Below are 16,942 nucleotides of genomic sequence, written 5' to 3' on the forward strand. Positions count from 1 at the left end.
GGATGGACATAGACGATCACCGCATGGGAAGCGCCGAGCCAAGCCTCGTTCGCCCTTACTCGTTGACTTCCGGCCGTACGCGGCCGGCAGTCGAGTTGGCGTTGGAGGCTCTCGTTGCCTCGCATCCGGTCGCCATGGAGCGGCAGTTCGAACTGAACAACCTCGAAACGTCCATCGTGGAGTTGTGCAGACAATCGCCGTCCGTCGCCGAGATAGCCGCCCAGCTGCGCATCCCCATCGGGGTTGCGCGGGTACTGGTGGCCGACCTCATCGAGGCCGGTCATGTTCGGGTCTCGGCGACTTTGAAAGACGATTCCAGCGACGATGAACGTCGCGAGCTGATCGAAAGGGTTCTCAGTGGACTCCGGCGTATTTGATTCGACGGCGCAGGTCGACACCCGCACGAGCAAGCCGACTTCGGCGAAGATCGTTGTTGCCGGTGGCTTCGGTGTCGGTAAGACCACGTTGGTCGGTGCGGTGTCGGAGATCGTTCCGCTGCGCACCGAGGCGTTGGTGACCAATGCCAGTGCTGGAATCGACAACCTCACCGGCATTCCGCAGAAGTCGACCACCACGGTGGCCATGGACTTCGGCCGGATCAGCCTCGCCGACGACCTGGTCCTGTACCTGTTCGGTACGCCGGGCCAGTACCGGTTCTGGTTCATGTGGGACGACCTCATCCGCGGCGCCATCGGCGCCGTGGTGCTGGTCGACACCCGCAGGCTGGAGGACAGCTTCGCGGCCGTCGACTACTTCGAGGCACGTGGCCTGCCGTTCCTGGTGGCGCTCAACGAGTTCGACGACGCACCGAAGTACCCGCTCGAGGACATCCGCCAGGCCCTCGCGGTCCCCGCGGATGTCCCGATCATGTCGATCGACGCCCGCCGCCGCGAGCCGGCCAAGCAGGCACTGGTCTCGCTCACCGAATACGCGCTGCGCAAGGTGATGCAGGGCTACTGATCGGCGGGTGGGGCTGCGTCGATGAAGGCCGCAGCCCCGGTCTCACCCGTCAGGGTTCCGGTTCGGGATCGGGACGGGTCCAGCCGATGATCATCGCGGGCGCGCAACCGCCCGCCATGAGGGCTGCCAGCAGCATGAGTCCTCCCGCGTAGGCGGTGCGATACGCATCGGCTTCGGGGTTGATAGCGCTTGCCCCGATCAGGAAGAACAGACCCGGCAGGGTCAACGACTGGGTGAGCGCGAGGCCGACCGAGCGGGCTTTGTTGCGCTCGGCGATCTCGAATTCGTCGAGCATCTGTTCCGGCGCGTAATCCTGTCCGCCGCTGGCGATTCGCAGCATGGTCCAGGCGGGCAGGAACAGCAGGAGCGAGATCGTCGCGATCACGACCGGCACGACCTGCAGGTCGAACGCGCACAGCACGCCCGCGATCGCCACTCCGGCAAGCGCGGTCACGGTGCCGATCACCAGTAGCCGCCGACGTCGTTGCGGCCGCCAGCTTTTCAGCATGCCCGCCGTGCGCTGTTCCTGTACGAGCCAGCGCCGCACCCGATAGTCCTGATAGCGGTCGATCAAACCGGTCGCGCTGGTCATGACGTGCCTTTCGTTCGTGGATACACCTCGGCCGAGAGCGGGCCGAATTCCGTGCGGGAGAAGACCGCCTCCACCGGCAGGGCGAACACGTCGCAGATGCGCAGCGCCAGGTCGAGGCTGGGGTAGTGGTCGCCGCGCTCGAGCGCGCCGATCGTCTGGACATTGACATTCACCGCGTCGGCCAGGGCCGCCCGGCTCATCCGCTGTTCGGCGCGCAGCACCGCGATGCGGTTGTAGATCGGAAGGGTTTCCCCTCGTCTGACTGGGCTCACACAACATAGTGTTGTAAAAACACAACATTCCGTCAAGGCTATCCGCGACATCGTGATCGCCCGGCTACGCTCTGCTCGTGCAGATGTCGGCGAATGAGGTGATCGCGCGGCTGCTCGACGTCGATTCGTTCGTGAGCTGGGATCGCCCACCGATCGGGCGCGCCGCCTCGCCGCGCTACCGCCAGGAGCTCGTCGACGCGAGCCGGCGGGCGGGCACCGACGAATCGGTGCTCACCGGCGAGGGGCTGCTGCGCGGGCGGCGGGTGGCCGTGATCGCCTGTGAGTTCGGGTTTCTCGCCGGGTCGATCGGAGTGGCGGCGGCCGAGCGGATCGTCGAAGCGGTGGAGCGCGCGACCGAACTCGGGCTGCCGCTGATCGCCTCGCCGACCTCGGGTGGCACCCGGATGCAGGAGGGCACAGTCGCTTTCGTGCAGATGGTGAAGATCGCCGGTGCGGTCGCCGTGCACAAGGCGGCCGGTCTCCCGTACCTGGTTTACCTGCGCAATCCGACGATGGGCGGCGTGTTCGCGTCGTGGGGATCGCTGGGGCACATCACCTTCGCCCAGCCGGGCGCCCTCATCGGCTTTCTCGGCCCGCGCGTGTACGAAGCCTTGTACGGCAAGCCTTTTCCGCCCGATGTACAGACCGCCGAGAACCTCTACCGCAACGGTGTGATCGACGGGGTGGTGCCGATCGAGGTCTTCCGCCGGATCGCGCATCGCGCGTTGAGTGTGTGCGCCGGCCTGCCGCTTCCGTTGTCCGCCGAGCCGGGTTGGGCTGCGCCCGTGCGCAATCCGGGCGTCCCTGCGAATCCTTCGGCGACAGCATGGGATTCGGTGCTCAGTACCCGACGCCCCGGCCGCCCGGGCATTCGTGACCTGCTTCGCCATACCAGCCAACGGGTTCCGCTCTCGGGCACCGGCCAGGGCGAAACCGACCGCACCGTCCTGCTCGCCCTCGCCCGGTTCGGCGGGCAACCGTGCGTGGTGTTCGGGCACGACCGATCCGGCCGCCTCGAGGAGCAGACGATGAGCCCCGCCGCGCTGCGCGAGGCCCGCCGGGCCATGGCGCTGGCGAGGGAGTTGCGGCTGCCGCTGGTCCTGGTGATCGACACCGTCGGTGCCGCGCTGTCCAAGGAGGCGGAGGAACGCGGTCTTGCGGGCGAAATCGCCCGCTGTCTGGCCGATCTCGTCACCCTCGACACCCCGACGGTCTCCGTGCTGCTCGGTCAGGGCACCGGTGGTGGCGCCCTCGCCCTGCTCCCCGCCGATCGGGTGCTCGCCGCGCGGCACGGCTGGCTCGCGCCGCTGCCGCCGGAAGGGGCAAGTGCCATCGTCTTCCGCGATATCGAGCATGCGCCGGAACTCGCCGCGGCCCAACGCATTCGCTCCGCGGATCTGCTCGAGGACGGCGTGGTTGACCGGATCGTGGAGGAGTATCCCGACGCCGCCGACGAGCCGGTCGCCTTCGCCCGCCGCGTCGTCCTGGCGATCGCCGAGGAACTGGCCGCCCTGCGCACCCACCCACCCGAGGAACTGCGCACGCTACGCCTGGCCCGCTACCGCCGCATCGGCCGGTGATAAAACCGACCACCGCCCCGGTTCGCACACCTGGGGAAACACGCGAGGTCGCGTCGTTGACGCCACCGGCAACCACTTCTACCCTTCGGTAGGGTGACCTTCCGCAGCGAAAGCAGTCCTGTTCCCACCATCGTGCTCAACGATGGGAACGTCATACCGCAGCTCGGCTTCGGTGTGTTCCAGGTGCCGGAGGAAGACGTCACCACTGTGGTCGCCGAGGCGTTGAAGGTCGGTTACCGCAGTATCGACACGGCCGCGATCTACGGAAACGAGGAAGGCGTAGGTCGCGCGATCCGTGCCTCGGGGATTCCCCGCGACGAGATCTATGTGACAACCAAGCTGTGGAACTCCGAGCAGGGCTACGACAGCACGCTGCGTGCGTTCGACACCAGCATGCAGCGTCTCGGCCTGGACTATCTCGACCTGTACCTGATCCATTGGCCGGTGCCGAAGGCCGGTCGTTTCGTCGATACGTTCCGGGCTTTCCAGGCGTTGAAGTCGCAGGGCCGGGTGAAATCCATCGGTGTCTCGAACTTCCGGATCCCCGATCTGGAGCAGGTGATCGCCGAGACCGGCGAGATCCCCACCGTGAACCAGATCGAGCTGCATCCCACCCTCGCCCAGCCCGAACTGCGCACCTTCCATGCGAACAACGCCATCGCCACCGAGGCGTGGAGCCCGCTCGGGCAGGGCACCCTGCTGGACGATCCCACCATCGTGAGCCTGGCCAAGGAGCTCGATCGCACGCCCGCGCAGGTCATCATCCGGTGGCACCTGCAGCTGGGCAATATCGTCATCCCGAAGTCGGTGACGCCCTCGCGCATCGCCGAGAACTTCGACGTGTTCACCTTCGAACTCGACGCCGACGCGATGGCCGCGATCAACCGCCTCGATCGGGGCACCCGGGTCGGCCCCGATCCGGCCACCTTCAGCGCGGGTCTGGACTGATCCCCAGGTAGTCGCTCAACTCCCGGGCGGCCGCGCGACCGGCCCGGTTGGCGCCGATCGTGCTGGCCGACGGCCCGTAGCCGATCAGGTGCACGCGGGGGTCGACCGCGACCTGGGTGGCCAGACGGCCGGTCATCGTGATGCCGCCGCCGGGCCCGCGCAACCGCAGCGGGGCCAGATGGTCGAGGGAACTGCGGAAACCGGTCGCCCACAGGATCACGTCGGCGGGCTGGAAAGTGCCGTCGGGCCAGCGCACACCGGTCGGCTCGATTCGTTCGAACATGGGCAGCCGGTCGAGTACGCCTCGGTCGCGGGCGGCGCGCAGCCGGTCGTCGAGCGGCAGCCCGGTCAGCGACACCACCGAGCCCGGCGGCAGTCCACGGCGCACCCGGTCCTCCACCGCGGCAACCGCCGCGCGCCCGTCCGCTTCGGTGAACGGTGTCTCGCGCCAGCGCGGCTCGGTCCTGGTCACCCAGGTCGTCGAGGTGACCCGGGAGATCTCGTCGAGCAACTGCACCGCCGAGATACCGCCGCCGACGACGATCACGTGCTTGCCCGCGAATTCGTCGGCAGTGCGGTAGTCGCGCGTGTGCAGCTGACGTCCGGCGAAGCTGTCGGCGCCCGGATAGCGCGGGATGAACGGGTGCTCCCACGTGCCGGTGCCGTTGATCAGCCCGCGCGTGCGCAGTGTTCCGGCACTGTCGGTTTCGACCTGCAGCACCTCACCGCGTCCGGCGCAGCTCTGCCCGTCGGCGGTCCGGTCGCAGACCACCCGCACCGAAACCTGACGGCGAACCCGCAGGTCGAACCGCTTCTCGTAGAGCTCGTAGTAGTGGGGGACGGCGGTGGCGGCCGGTGCCGAGGACGACCCGGGCGGCAGGGTCTCGGCGAACGACATGCCGGGCAGGTCGTGCACCCGGTTCACGGTGGTCAGGGTGAGCGAGGGCCAGCGGAACTGCCAGGCACCGCCCGGTCCCGGCGCGTGGTCGACGATGAGGAAGTCGCGTTCGGGCACCAACCCCAGGCGGCGCAGGTGATAGCCCGCCGACAGCCCGGCCTGTCCCGCGCCGATCACCACGATGTCGAAGTCGGTTCCCACAGCCGCCGATGGTATGCCTTACCGGGCGCCGACCGCTGACTGTGGCAGAGTGAAGACAACCACGTGATCCGGTACTTCTGTGGAGGAATTCATGCTCGGCGTGACCCGCGATGGCGACGTGATCACCATCGAACTGCAGCGCGAACAGCGGCGCAACGCGCTCAACGAGGAGCTGGTCGCCCAGCTGCGCACCGCCATGCTCGAGGCCGTCGACCAGGGGGCGCGCGTCATCGTGCTCACCGGGCGCGGCCCGATCTTCAGCGCGGGCGCCGACCTGTCCGGTGTGTACTCCGAGACCTTCCTGACCGGTCTGCTCGACATGCTGCACACCATCGAAAGCCTTCCGGTGCCGGTCATCTCGGCGATCAACGGTGGCGCGATCGGCGCCGGTGTGCAGCTGGCGCTCGCCTCGGACCTGCGGGTGATCGAGCCCGACGCCTACATCGCGGTGCCCGCCGCCAAGCTCGGTATCTCGGTGGACCGCTGGACCGTCGCCCGGCTGGCCGCCCTGATCGGCGGCGGCCCGGCCCGCACCATCCTGCTCGGCGCCGAAACCGTCAGTGCCGCGGACGCTTACGCGTTCGGCTTCGCCAACAAGATCGGCACCGTCGCCGACGCCAAGGCCTGGGCCAAGTCGATCGCCCAACTCGCGCCGCTGTCACTGCGGGCCATGAAGCTCATGCTCAACGACGACGGCACCCGCGCACCGGCCAGCGAGCAGCTGGAGACGGCACTGTCGGCGGCCTGGACCAGCGACGACGCGCAGGAAGGCCGGCTGGCCCGGCAGGAGAAGCGCCCGGCGAAATTCCAGGGGCGCTGATGAATCCGGCACGGGTCGCGGGTTCGGTGGCGAGTGCGCTCGGGCTGGCCTGGGTGGCGCGTGCCGTGTGGGGGCTGCCGAGGGCACTCGGCGCCGGGCCGTCGGAGATCGCGCCGACGGCGCTCGGCAAGTCGTCGTATCGGGACGGCCGTTTCCACAACACCGAGGCCAGCGCGATGATCGCGGCCGGTTCGGCGGCCTCGCTGGTGTGGTCGGGGCTCACCCAGGGGCGGGTCGGGCGGCCGCGGCGGCCGGTGCCGCTGGTGACGCCCGCCGTGCCCGAGCAGGCGGAGGAACTGGCCGTCACCTGGTACGGGCACGCGAGCGCGCTGATCGAACTCGACGGGTACCGCGTGCTCACCGACCCGGTGTGGAGCGAGCGGGTCTCGCCGTCGCCGGTGATCGGGCCTGCCCGGTTGCATCCGGTACCGGGCGAGCTGTCCACCCTGCCGAAGGTCGACGCCGTCGTCATCTCCCACGACCACTACGACCACCTCGACAAGCCGACCGTCGACGAGCTGGTCCGCGCCCAGCGCGCCCCGTTCGTGGTCCCGATGGGAATCGGCGCACACCTGCGGCTGTGGGGCGTTCCGGACGACCGCATCATCGAATTGGATTGGGGCGGTTCGGTTTCTCTCGGCCACAAGGCTGGCGACCGTGGTCTGACCATCACCTGCGCCGAGGCCCGCCACTTCTCCGGCCGCGGCCTCACTCGCAACACCACCCTGTGGGCGTCGTGGGCGCTGGCCGGACCGACCAAGCGGGTGTATTTCGGCGGCGACACCGGATACACGAAGGCGTTCGCGCAGGCCGGTGCGGTGCTCGGACCGTTCGACCTCACGCTGCTCCCGATCGGCGCCTACGACGAGCGCTGGACCGATGTGCACATGACCCCCGAGGAAGCGGTGCGCGCGCACGCGGACCTGTGCCTCGGCGACCCCGGCTACGGGCTGCTCGTCCCGATTCACTGGGCCACCTTCAACCTGGCCTTCCACGGCTGGGCCGAACCGGTGCACCGGCTGGTGTCGGCGGCCGCTGCGGCCGGAACCGCGATCGCGGTGCCCAAGCCGGGTGAGCGGGTGGTTCCGAATGACCTCCCACCACGGGTTTCGTGGTGGGAAGATGTGGAGTGAACCTTTCGGCTTAGTGCAGCGATGGGCGATCGCGCGAAAACTGGGAAAGGAACATCGGCAGATGAGTCTCGTGGACACCTTGAAGGGCTTGCTCGGTAAGGGCAAGGAGGCCGCCGCGCAGAACGCGGACAAGATCAACGATGCGGTCGACAAGGCAGGCACCTTCATCGACGACAAAACCAAGGGCAAGTACAGCGACAAGATCGAGAAGGGCAAGGAAGCCGCCAAAAAGGCCGTGCCCCCGCAGCAGCCGGGCTCGGGACCTGCCACGGGCGGCACCACCCCGACCGATCCGGGGCCGAAGGCCTGATCCGGTGCGCGGGGGCCGCGACGACGCGGCCCCCGCCGCCGGGCCACGTCGATGGTCCGCCGCGAGTTCCGTGGTGCGCCGGGTGAACCGGATGTCGAGGTCGAGCTCAGCAACCTCGACAAGGTGTTGTACCCGGCCACCGGAACGACCAAAGGTGAAGTGATCGCCTACTATTCGGCGATCACCGATGCCATCGCGCCGCATATCGCCGGTCGTGCGGTCACCAGGAAGCGGTGGCCCAACGGGGTGGATCACCCCGATTTCTTCGAGAAGAACCTGCCCGAGCACGCGCCCGCGTGGTTGCACCGCGCCGCGCTCGAGCATTCCAGCCGCCGGGTGGTGTACCCGCTCATCGATTCCGAGGCGGCGATGGCCTGGCTCGGGCAGCAGGCGGCGCTGGAAATCCATGTGCCGCAATGGCGTTTCGAGGCCGGCGAGCGCGGTCCGGCCACCCGCATCGTGTTCGACCTCGATCCCGGGCCGGGTGCGGGCCTGGTCGAATGTGCCACGGTGGCGCTGGCCGTGCGGGACATGGTCGGGGAGATCGGCATGCGCGCCTTTCCCGTGACCAGTGGCAGCAAGGGAATTCACCTCTACGTGCCGCTGGACCGGCCGGTGAGTTCACGTGGGGCGTCGACGGTCGCCAAACAGGTGGCGACGAATCTGGAGAAGCTGCACCCCGACCTCGTCACCGCGACGATGGCCAAGTCGGCGCGGGGCGGCAAGGTGTTCCTCGACTGGAGCCAGAACAACGCCGCCAAGACGACCATCGCGCCCTATTCACTGCGCGGACGCACCGAGCCCAATGCCGCCGCCCCGCGCGACTGGGCCGAGATCGAGGACGCGAAGTCGTTGCGGCAGTTGCGTTTCGACGAAGTGCTCGCCCGCTGGAAAGCCGACGGCGACCTGCTGGCCGACCTCGACCCACCACTGCCCGTCCGTCCCGACTCGCTCACCAAGTACCGCAGCATGCGCGACCCGGGGCGCACGCCGGAACCGGTCCCCGCCACCGCCCCCGAGCGTGGTTCCGACGACCGTTTCGTGATCCAGGAACACCATGCCCGCCGCCTGCACTGGGATGTGCGCCTCGAACGCGACGGCGTCCTCGCCTCCTGGGCCGTCCCGAAGGGCCCACCGACCGAGCCGAAACACAACCGCCTGGCCGTGCGCACCGAGGACCATCCGCTCGAATACCTCGACTTCCACGGCACCATCCCCAAGGGCGAGTACGGCGCCGGGGAGATGACGATCTGGGATTCGGGCACCTACCGCACCGAGAAGTGGCGCGACGACGAGGTGATCGTCGAGTTCGACGGCAAGAAGGTGCGCGGTCGCTACGCCTTCATCCAGACCAAGGGCGACCAGTGGCTGATGCACTACATGCGCGACCAGGGCGCCCGGGAAGCGCTGTCCGACACCGGTTCCCGGTCCTTCCCGCACGGCTTGTCGCCGATGCTCGCGACCGCCGGGGACGTGGAGTCGTTGCAACCCCCGGAGTGGGAGTTCGAGACCAAGTGGGACGGGTTCCGGGTGATCGTCGAGATCGACGACGGCACCGTCACCGTGCGCAGCAGGCGCGGCAACACTGTCACAGCCCGGTACCCGCGCCTGGCCGCGCTGGCCGCCGAACTGGCCGGGCACCGCGTGGTGCTCGACGGGGAGGCGGTCGTCTTCGACGACAACGGGCTCTCGGATATCTCCGCGCTCCAGGCGGATTCGGCCCGCGCGATCTTCGTCGCCTTCGATGTCCTCTACCTCGACGGCACCTCGCTGCTCCGCAAGAAATACAGCGACCGCCGGGTGGTCCTCGAGGCATTGGGACAACTGGCGCCCTCGATGCGGATCTCCGAACGACTCGGCGGTTCCGGGGCCGAGGCGATGGAGCAGAGCCGTGAACAGGGCCAGGAGGGCGTGGTCGCCAAGCGCGTCGACTCGGTGTATCAGCCGGGTAAACGCAGCCAGACCTGGATCAAACAGCGCAACTGGCGATCCAGGGAGGTGGTGATCGGTGGGTGGCGGTCGAGCGCGGCCCGCCCGTTCAAGTCCTTGCTCGTCGGCATTCCGCACGACGACGACTTCGTCTACGTCGGCCGGGTCGGCACCGGGTTCGATTCCGAACAGCAGCGCCGCATCGCCGAGCAGCTGCAACGCCTGCGCCGCAAGACTTCACCGTTCACCAACGAGATGACGGCGGAGGAGATCAAGGACGCCGAGTGGGTCACGCCGAGCGTCACCGGCATCGTGCGCTTCCAGGCGTGGACCGATACGGGACGCCTGTGGCATCCGATCTGGGACGGTGTGACAAGTTCGCCACGATGATGCTCGCGCGTGAAAGCTGCGCTGTTGCTAGGGTGATCGCGTTGTACCCGGTTCGAATCAGCGAGGAGTACGCGGTGGATTTCAAGAACCTGGCGGACAAGGCGATGGGCCTTGCCTCCCAGCACGCCGACAAGGTCGACGACGTCATCGAGAAGGCCGGTGACGTGGTGGACAACAAGACCGGCGGCAAATTCGCCGGTCAGGTGGATTCGGCTCAGGAAGCGGCGAAGAACGCGCTGCGCGACAAGACCTGAGGCCGACGGCGGGCCGGCCGCCACCGGCCCGCCGGACCAACGCGCTGAAAGTTTGCTCCCAGCGCGTTGCCTGCGGGGATTACCCGGTCTGCGCCCAGCGGGTGGTGCCAGGGGGAGCGGTCAAGGTGTTGATCAGGTCGATGCCCGCGACGATCAGGGTCGGCCCACCGGCGACGATGGTGCCGATGATCGCACCGACGGACGCACCGGTGATGAGGCCCGGCAGTGCGCCGACGCCGCCCGCGGCCGCGCCGACGACGAGGCCGATCACCGCGCCGATGGCCATGCCGACGAAGCTGCCGATGGCGGTGGCCAGGCCGAAGGTCGAGGCGAAATTAGCCTGCGCCGCATAGTTTTCCGAGGGCGAGGCGACCGGGGTGAGGTTCGGGCGCGCGGTGGCCGCGTCCTTCACGGCGGTCAGTTCGAGCTTGCGGCCCTCGTCGCTGACCGCGTGCGGCAGCGGGTACTCGAGGGCGCCGTCGCGCACCGAAAGCGGCAGCGACAGCAGAGTGGCGCCCGCTTCGTCGCGGACCTGGACGGCGCCGTCGGTGACGGTGAAGGTGCCGTGCGTGAGGGTGGTGACAACAGTGTTGCCGATGAGTTCGGTGCGGTACTCGACGCTCGGCGGCACCGGTTCGGCGTTCGCGACGCCGGTGCCGACGAGTGCTGCCGCGAGCACCGGAATGGCGACCGCGGCGATCTTACGGATGATCATGTGAACATTCCCATCTGGTTTTCATCAGGAGACGTGCCCAAACGAAGGCGCCGCGTTCGTTGCTTCCCCCGAGAAGCGAGCGTCGGCACGTGAAAGCGGTCCAGCTCGGTTGTCGATTGAACGCTAGTCGTCTCGATGGTGTCTCACAGGGGAATTCAGATTTTAAACATGAAATTCCTCATAGATATACGCTATTACGAGCCGGCTCGTTCACAGTGCGGCGTTGAGCCCGAGCGCACCCGCGCAGACCGCGAAAACGATCATGAGGGCGACGGCATCGCGCCTGGTGGGGGCGCTGGGATGGGCCGTCAGCATGCCCGTGCCACCACGCGCGGTGATGGCCTCGGCCAGTTCGCCCGCCCGCCGCGACGACACCGCCATGCACGCGGTGAGAATGTCGATGAGCGGATTCGCGTCGGAGGCGCGGTGCAGCAGGCTCTCCTTGGGGCGCAGCTTGCGAGCCGCGCGCAGCACCCGGATCTCGTCGAGCAGCAGCGGCAGCCCGCGCAGAGTGAGCGCGACGACCACCGCCCACTCGTCGACCGGCAGCCGCAGCTTGCGCAGCGGGGCGCCGAGCTTGGCCAGCGCCGGGGCCACCTCACCCATCGGGGTGGTGAACGCGATCAGCAGCGAGGCCGCGACCAGCACCAGGCCGAACACGACCACCTGTGCGTAGACCAGCACACCGCGCGTTCCGTTGGGGATGTTGACCAGCGCGCCGAGCACGATCAGTCCCCAGAACCACAGCGGCAGGCGCGGCAGCGCGCCCAGCGGAATCCTGGCCAGCACGGCGATCGCGATGAGGAACGCGATGATCACGCCGAGCACCGGCCACGCGGGCCAGAACATCAGCAGCAGGCTGATGGTGAACGCCGCGATCATCTTGGTGCCGGCCCACAGGCGGTGCACCACGCTGTTCACGGGTACCTCGCGCAACAAAACGGTGCTCATCGGGCCACTCCGTTCCCCGGCTCGTTGCGTGAATTGTCCAGTCGCCACAGCGGTTCGGTGTGCGCGGCGACAGCGCCCACGGTCTGGCGCGCGGTCTCGACGATCACCCCGGAATCCAGGTGGACGGTGCGATCACACACCACCGACACATCGGCCACATCGTGGGAGATGACGATCAGGGTGAGGCCCGAATCACGCAGACGGGCAAGCAGTTCCACCACTTCGGCGCGGCCCTGCGGGTCGAGTCCGGCCAGCGGTTCGTCCAGGACGACGACCTGGGGATGGCTGGCGACCATCGCCGCGAGGACCACCCGTTTTGCCTGACCGCCGCTGAGTTCGTCGACCGAGCGGGCCGCGAAGGCCCGGTCGAGGCCGACCGCGTCGAGCGCGCGGCCCACCGCGCCGGAACCGGTGGCCTTGCCGCCCCAATCGGCGATCTCCTCGCCGACCGTCTGCTTCTGCAGTTGCAGGCGGGAATGCTGGAACGCCAGGGTGACGCGACCGATCTGCTTGTCGACCGGGGTGCCGCGCAGTTCGCAGCGGCCCTCGCTCGGGGCGATCAGGCCGGCGATGATCCAGGCCAGTGTCGACTTGCCCGACCCGTTGCCGCCGACCACGAGCAGTGCCTCGCCGCGGCGCACCGACAGGTCGACACCGTGCAGGGCCGGTGCCTCCCACGGTGTGCCCCGGTTGTAGGTGTGGCGCACGTCGGTGAGCTCGAGGATGGGTTCGCCCATCGGGGCCCGGCGCCGGTCGCGGGCCGGTTGCGGCCAGGCCGCGAGCCGGTCGACCATGCGGCCCTGCGCCAGGTGGATCACCCGGCCCGCGGCGCTCGCGTCGGCTTCGTGGTGGGTCACCAGGACCACGGCGGTGCCGTGCCGCTCGGGCAGCCGGGCCAGCAGGGCGACCAGGTCGCGGCGGCCGTCCGGATCGATCATCGAGGTGGCTTCGTCGGCGATCAGCAGGGCCGGTCGCCGGGCCAGGGCCGCGGCGACGGCGAGGCGCTGCTGTTGGCCCCCGGAGAGGGTGGCGGTTTCGCGGCGGCCCATACCGTCGAGGCCGACCTCGGCGAGCAGCGCGTCCACGTCGACCTGGGCGGCGAGTTCGGGCGGCAGGCCCCACACCACGTCGTCGGCGACGGAGACACCGAGGGTCTGGCTCTCGGGACGTTGCAGCACCAGCGCGGTGCCGCCGAGTTTGCCGAGGCCCGCGGAGCCCGGCCGGTCGACGGCGCCGGAGGTCGGTGGTCTGCCCGCGAGCACCCGCGTGAGCGTGGATTTGCCCGACCCGTTGTGCCCGACCACGGCGACGAACTCGCCGGGCCGGATGGTGAGGTCGATATCGGCGAGCGCGTCGGTGGTGGCTCCCGGATACCGGAAGCCGACGCCGTGCAGGGAGACGGGCAGCGGCGCGATCTGCCGGTCGTCCTCGGGTGCGTCGAGGCGGTCGCTGCCCGGCAGCCACCGCAGCCGGTCGAGCACCGAGCCGAGCACGAACCAGGAGACGACGGTGCTCACGAATACGCCGAGCGCGACCGAGCCGCCGATGTAGAGCCACCACCAGCGCAGCACGGCATCGGTGGCCTCGGTCGCCATCCGGCCGAGCGGTTCGAGTTGCGCCTGTCGTTCGGCGAGGTTGTTGATGCCCTCGGCGGTGCTGCGGATGGCGTCGAAGAACAGCTGCCTGGTCCGGGCGAACAGCAGCAGGCTCGCCACGGAGAACAACCCCCAGCCGAGGCCCGCGACCAGCCCGAGCGCCAGCACGGCGGCGAATCCGCCACCTCGTCGTTTGACGATGCCGACGATCCCGGCGATGGTCGCGGCGCCGAGCATCCCGAGCGCGGGCATGATCCCCGCCGCCACGAACGTCACCAGTCCGGCGGCGACAGTCGCGGTGACCAGCGCCCGCAGCCGGTAACGGTGGGCCAGCAGCCCGAGCGGAACGGCCGCGACCAGCTGCAACGCGGCCGCCATCGGCACCAGCGACCCCACGGTGATGAGACCGACGGTGAGCCCCGCCATCACCGCCCCGGTGGCCAGCTCGATGGGACGCAGTGGTCCGCGAGGAAGATCCGCGGGCTTGTGATTCACGTGTCCAGTCTGCCAGGGGGTTGCCCCACCGGGATATGCGCGGCGTGTGGATTGTGTGTGGATCCGGTGGGCACCCGTGGTCGTAGGCTTGGTCGGTGCACGAAGACGGCCGCTCGGAGCGTTTCCACTGCGCGGTGCTCGGGCCGCTGCGAGTCCACGCCCCCGGCGGCGACGAGGTGACGCCCGCCGGGGTGTTACCGAGGCGGCTGCTCGCGCTGTTGCTGCTCCGGCGTGGTGCGGTGGTGTCCTCGGACGCGGCGATCGAGCTGTTGTGGCCGGGCGAACGGCCGAGCAATCCGGCGGCGGCCCTGCACAACCATGTGTCCCGGTTGCGCCGGGTGCTCCCGGAAGCGATCGCTTCGGCCGGTGACGGGTATCGCCTGGATCCGGGCCGGGTACTGGTCGATGCCGACGAACTCGCCGCGATCCTCGACAGCGGCGGCTCGGCCGAGGAGATCCTGCGCCGCTGGGTGGGGCCCGCCTACCCGGAACTCGACATGGTCGACGACGCGCGCGCTGAATCGGCGCGGCTGGAGGATCGGCGGGTGCGGGCCGTCGAGTCCGAGACGGCCCGCCTGCTGGCCGAGGGACGCACCGACGGTGTGGCGGCTCGCCTGCGCGCGCTGGTCGACGAGTATCCGCTGCGAGAGCACCTGCGCGCCTTGCTGATCGACGCACTCGCCGCCACGGGCAGGCCCGCCGACGCCCTGCGGGTGTACGACGAATTCCGCAGGCTGCTGGCAGCCGAACTCGGCACCGAGCCGTCGCAACCATTGCGGGACAGGTACCGGCAGTTGCTCGCCGGTGAGGTGGAAACCGGTGCACCCCAGCCGCTTCCGCTGCCGGTGACGCCACTGATCGGGCGCGACGACCTGCTCGCGGAGGCACGCGCGGCGCAGGCAGGCCATCGCCTGCTGACCCTCGTGGGCCCCGGCGGGGTCGGCAAGACCCGTGTGATGCTGGAGCTGGGACGTGGGCACGCCGGCTCGCCGGTGGTGTGGTGCGAACTCGCCGCGACGGATGTCGACGGTGCGGTCGCGGCGGTCGCCGCCGCACTTGCCATCGATGTGCGCCCCGGCATCCCGCTCGGCGAACGCATCGCCGGTGTGATCGGCGAGTCGGAAATGCTTGTACTCCTTGACAATTGCGAGCACGTCGTCGAGCCGATCGCCGCGCTGGTCGAGCTCCTGCTCAGTCGCTGTCCGCACGTGCGGATCGTCGCGACCAGCCGCGAGCGGCTGCGGGTGGCCGGTGAGCAGGTTCGCCGGGTGCCGCCGCTCGCGGTCGGTGACAACTCGCCCGCCGTCGCCCTGTTCCTCGAACGGGCCGCCTCTGTCACCGGCGACCTGCGGCTCGAACCCGCTGCCCTCGCCCGGATCGGTGACATCGTGTCCCGGCTCGATGGGCTGCCGCTGGCCATCGAGCTCGCCGCGGCCCGGATGTACTCCCACGACGTGGCGGAGATCGCGGCCGGACTCGACCGCCAATTCGATTTCCTCTCGGCCGGATACCGCACCGCGACCAGGCACGGTTCGCTCGCCGCAGCTGTCGCGTGGTCGGTGGATCTGCTCGATCGCCCACTGCGCGAGACGTTTACGAGCCTGTCGGTGTTCGCCGGACCGTTCGATGTGGCGGCGGCCGCCGCCGTCTGCGATATCGAGCTCGGTGTCGCGGCCGACAGGTTGACCGCGCTCACCGAACGCTCACTCGTCCTGCGCGCGCCCGGTCGTCGCTACGCGTTGCTCGAAACCCTGCGCACCTTCGGCCGCACCGCGCGTGCCACCGCCGACGACGGCGCGGGGGCTCGCCACGCCGCCTACTTCGTGGACTGGGCGGAACGCACCTGCCGGGAGCTGGCCGACTCGGCCACCGCCATAACCCGCGTCGACGACACGATCACCGAACTGCACCGTGCCCTGCACTGGCTCCTCGACCACGGCGACACCCCTCGCGCCGCCCGTCTCGTCGCCGCCCTGATGGACTACGGCCTGCTCAGGCTCCGCCCCGACGTCCTCGCCTGGTCGGAGCTGGTACTCGCCGCCGAGCCCGAGCCGACGGGCCGGCTCGCTGCCGAGGTGCTGGCGGCCGCGGCGTACGCCCGGTGGATGGCCGGTGACCTGCCCGGCGCCTACGATCGCGCCGGCCGGGCCCTCGCCGCCTGCGACGACCCGCCTTACAACGCCTACGGTGCGTACGGCGTCTGCGAGCTGTTCTCGGGGCGGTTCGAGGAGTCCGCACAGTGGTATCGCCGTGCTTCGGAGATTCCCGGCCGCGAGGTGCCCAATATGGACAGCGCGACGTGGACGATGCTGCTCGGCTACGCGGGTGACCCGAGCGTCGGTCAGCGCTCGGCGGAGCTGGCCGCCGCGACGATCGTCTCCCCGTACACGGCATACAACCTCTACTGCGCCGGTGAGGCCGTCCTCGATGTCGACCCGGATCGGGCGCGCGGTCTGCTCGACCGTGCCCTGCGGATGGCCGAGGCGACCGGCACCACCTTCGTCACCGGCGTCGCTGGTGCGTCGCGGGCCTCGCTCGACGTGCGCTCGGGTCGCACCGCCGAGGCAGCGGCCGCCTATCCGGCCCTGTTGCGCGCCTGGCAGCGGGCGGGCATGTGGTCCACCCAGTGGGTGATGCTCCGGTCGATCGCGCTGCTGCTCGAGCAACTCGGCCGCGCACAACGAGCGGCCGTGCTCGACGGCGCGATCCGCGCCGCCACCGCCGAAGCACCGCTCGGTTCGGACCGTGAGGTGCTCGACCAGTTGTCGAAGCGATTGCGCGACGAACTGGGCGCGGACCTCTTCGAGCAGGCCCGGCGCTTCGGTGCGAGCCTCGGCAACGACGCGCTGATCGGCTACACCCTCGCGGCCCTCGGCCCGCAGGCCTGAAAGCGCCTGCG

General features: G+C 69.4%; 16 protein-coding genes. 10 read left to right on the forward strand and 6 right to left on the reverse strand.

Annotated elements, in window-relative coordinates; all coding sequences use genetic code 11:
- The first annotated feature begins 2 nt into the window (after positions 1–2).
- Both NCO8_RS17585 and NCO8_RS17590 read left to right on the forward strand, forming a co-directional pair.
- Positions 3–377 (forward strand): DUF742 domain-containing protein, encoded by a 375-nt coding sequence (locus tag NCO8_RS17585; protein ID WP_067492470.1) that lies wholly within the window; start codon positions 3–5, stop codon positions 375–377.
- Entirely contained in the window at positions 358–960 is a 603-nt protein-coding gene (locus tag NCO8_RS17590; protein WP_174550224.1) for a GTP-binding protein, read from the forward strand. The genes NCO8_RS17585 and NCO8_RS17590 overlap by 20 nt, the downstream gene beginning before the upstream one ends.
- A 49-nt stretch (positions 961–1,009) precedes the next feature.
- Here NCO8_RS17590 and NCO8_RS17595 read toward each other — a convergent pair whose 3' ends face one another.
- Both NCO8_RS17595 and NCO8_RS17600 read right to left on the reverse strand, forming a co-directional pair.
- Positions 1,010–1,552, reverse strand: coding sequence for a hypothetical protein (locus NCO8_RS17595; protein ID WP_067640986.1), 543 nt, complete (start codon positions 1,550–1,552; stop codon positions 1,010–1,012).
- Positions 1,549–1,824 carry a helix-turn-helix transcriptional regulator gene (locus NCO8_RS17600; protein WP_067640988.1) on the reverse strand — a complete coding sequence of 92 codons (276 nt, stop codon included), beginning with the start codon at positions 1,822–1,824 and terminating at the stop codon, positions 1,549–1,551. Before NCO8_RS17600 ends, NCO8_RS17595 begins: the two co-directional genes overlap by 4 nt.
- Before the next feature lie 83 nt (positions 1,825–1,907).
- On the opposite strand from NCO8_RS17600, the gene NCO8_RS17605 reads away from it, so the two are divergent.
- Positions 1,908–3,404, forward strand: coding sequence for an acetyl-coenzyme A carboxylase carboxyl transferase subunits beta/alpha (locus NCO8_RS17605; RefSeq protein ID WP_067641579.1), 1,497 nt, complete (start codon positions 1,908–1,910; stop codon positions 3,402–3,404).
- Positions 3,405–3,497: 93 nt separating this feature from the next.
- The gene (locus tag NCO8_RS17610; protein WP_067640990.1) at positions 3,498–4,352 is read left to right on the forward strand and encodes an aldo/keto reductase; all 855 of its coding nucleotides are present in this window, start codon (positions 3,498–3,500) and stop codon (positions 4,350–4,352) included.
- Here the strand turns inward: NCO8_RS17610 and NCO8_RS17615 are convergent.
- Positions 4,333–5,451, reverse strand: coding sequence for an NAD(P)-binding domain-containing protein (locus tag NCO8_RS17615; RefSeq protein WP_067640991.1), 1,119 nt, complete (start codon positions 5,449–5,451; stop codon positions 4,333–4,335). The genes NCO8_RS17610 and NCO8_RS17615 overlap by 20 nt on opposite strands.
- Positions 5,452–5,542: 91 nt before the next feature.
- On the opposite strand from NCO8_RS17615, the gene NCO8_RS17620 reads away from it, so the two are divergent.
- The 5 genes from NCO8_RS17620 (at position 5,543) to NCO8_RS32185 (ending at position 10,287) form a co-directional block, all read left to right on the forward strand.
- Entirely contained in the window at positions 5,543–6,271 is a 729-nt protein-coding gene (locus NCO8_RS17620) for an enoyl-CoA hydratase (protein WP_067492584.1), read from the forward strand.
- Complete coding sequence (locus NCO8_RS17625; RefSeq protein WP_067640993.1) at positions 6,271–7,404, forward strand: MBL fold metallo-hydrolase; 1,134 nt, start codon at positions 6,271–6,273, stop codon at positions 7,402–7,404. The genes NCO8_RS17620 and NCO8_RS17625 overlap by 1 nt, the downstream gene beginning before the upstream one ends.
- A gap of 61 nt (positions 7,405–7,465) precedes the next feature.
- A complete protein-coding gene (locus NCO8_RS17630) occupies positions 7,466–7,714 on the forward strand; it encodes an antitoxin (protein WP_067492586.1) in 249 nt (82 codons plus the stop codon).
- 51 nt (positions 7,715–7,765) lie between these two features.
- On the forward strand, positions 7,766–10,033 hold the full coding sequence (locus NCO8_RS17635) for an ATP-dependent DNA ligase (protein WP_067640995.1): 2,268 nt from the start codon (positions 7,766–7,768) through the stop codon (positions 10,031–10,033).
- 74 nt (positions 10,034–10,107) lie between these two features.
- Positions 10,108–10,287, forward strand: coding sequence for an antitoxin (locus tag NCO8_RS32185; protein WP_245655399.1), 180 nt, complete (start codon positions 10,108–10,110; stop codon positions 10,285–10,287).
- A gap of 79 nt (positions 10,288–10,366) precedes the next feature.
- Here NCO8_RS32185 and NCO8_RS17645 read toward each other — a convergent pair whose 3' ends face one another.
- The 3 genes from NCO8_RS17645 to NCO8_RS17655 form a co-directional block, all read right to left on the reverse strand.
- Positions 10,367–11,002, reverse strand: coding sequence for a DUF8020 domain-containing protein (locus tag NCO8_RS17645; RefSeq protein WP_067640999.1), 636 nt, complete (start codon positions 11,000–11,002; stop codon positions 10,367–10,369).
- Between the two features lie 210 nt (positions 11,003–11,212).
- The gene (locus NCO8_RS17650; protein ID WP_067641001.1) at positions 11,213–11,953 is read right to left on the reverse strand and encodes an energy-coupling factor transporter transmembrane component T family protein; all 741 of its coding nucleotides are present in this window, start codon (positions 11,951–11,953) and stop codon (positions 11,213–11,215) included.
- Positions 11,950–14,043, reverse strand: a complete 2,094-nt coding sequence (locus NCO8_RS17655; RefSeq protein WP_084457270.1) for an ATP-binding cassette domain-containing protein — start codon at positions 14,041–14,043, stop codon at positions 11,950–11,952. Before NCO8_RS17655 ends, NCO8_RS17650 begins: the two co-directional genes overlap by 4 nt.
- A gap of 95 nt (positions 14,044–14,138) precedes the next feature.
- Here NCO8_RS17655 and NCO8_RS17660 point away from each other — a divergent pair, with 95 nt between their 5' ends.
- Positions 14,139–16,931, forward strand: coding sequence for an ATP-binding protein (locus NCO8_RS17660; RefSeq protein WP_245655400.1), 2,793 nt, complete (start codon positions 14,139–14,141; stop codon positions 16,929–16,931).
- Positions 16,932–16,942: the final 11 nt, after the last annotated feature.

The sequence above is a fragment of the Nocardia coubleae NBRC 108252 genome (assembly GCF_001612805.1).
In the GTDB taxonomy this organism is placed as follows: domain Bacteria; phylum Actinomycetota; class Actinomycetes; order Mycobacteriales; family Mycobacteriaceae; genus Nocardia; species Nocardia coubleae.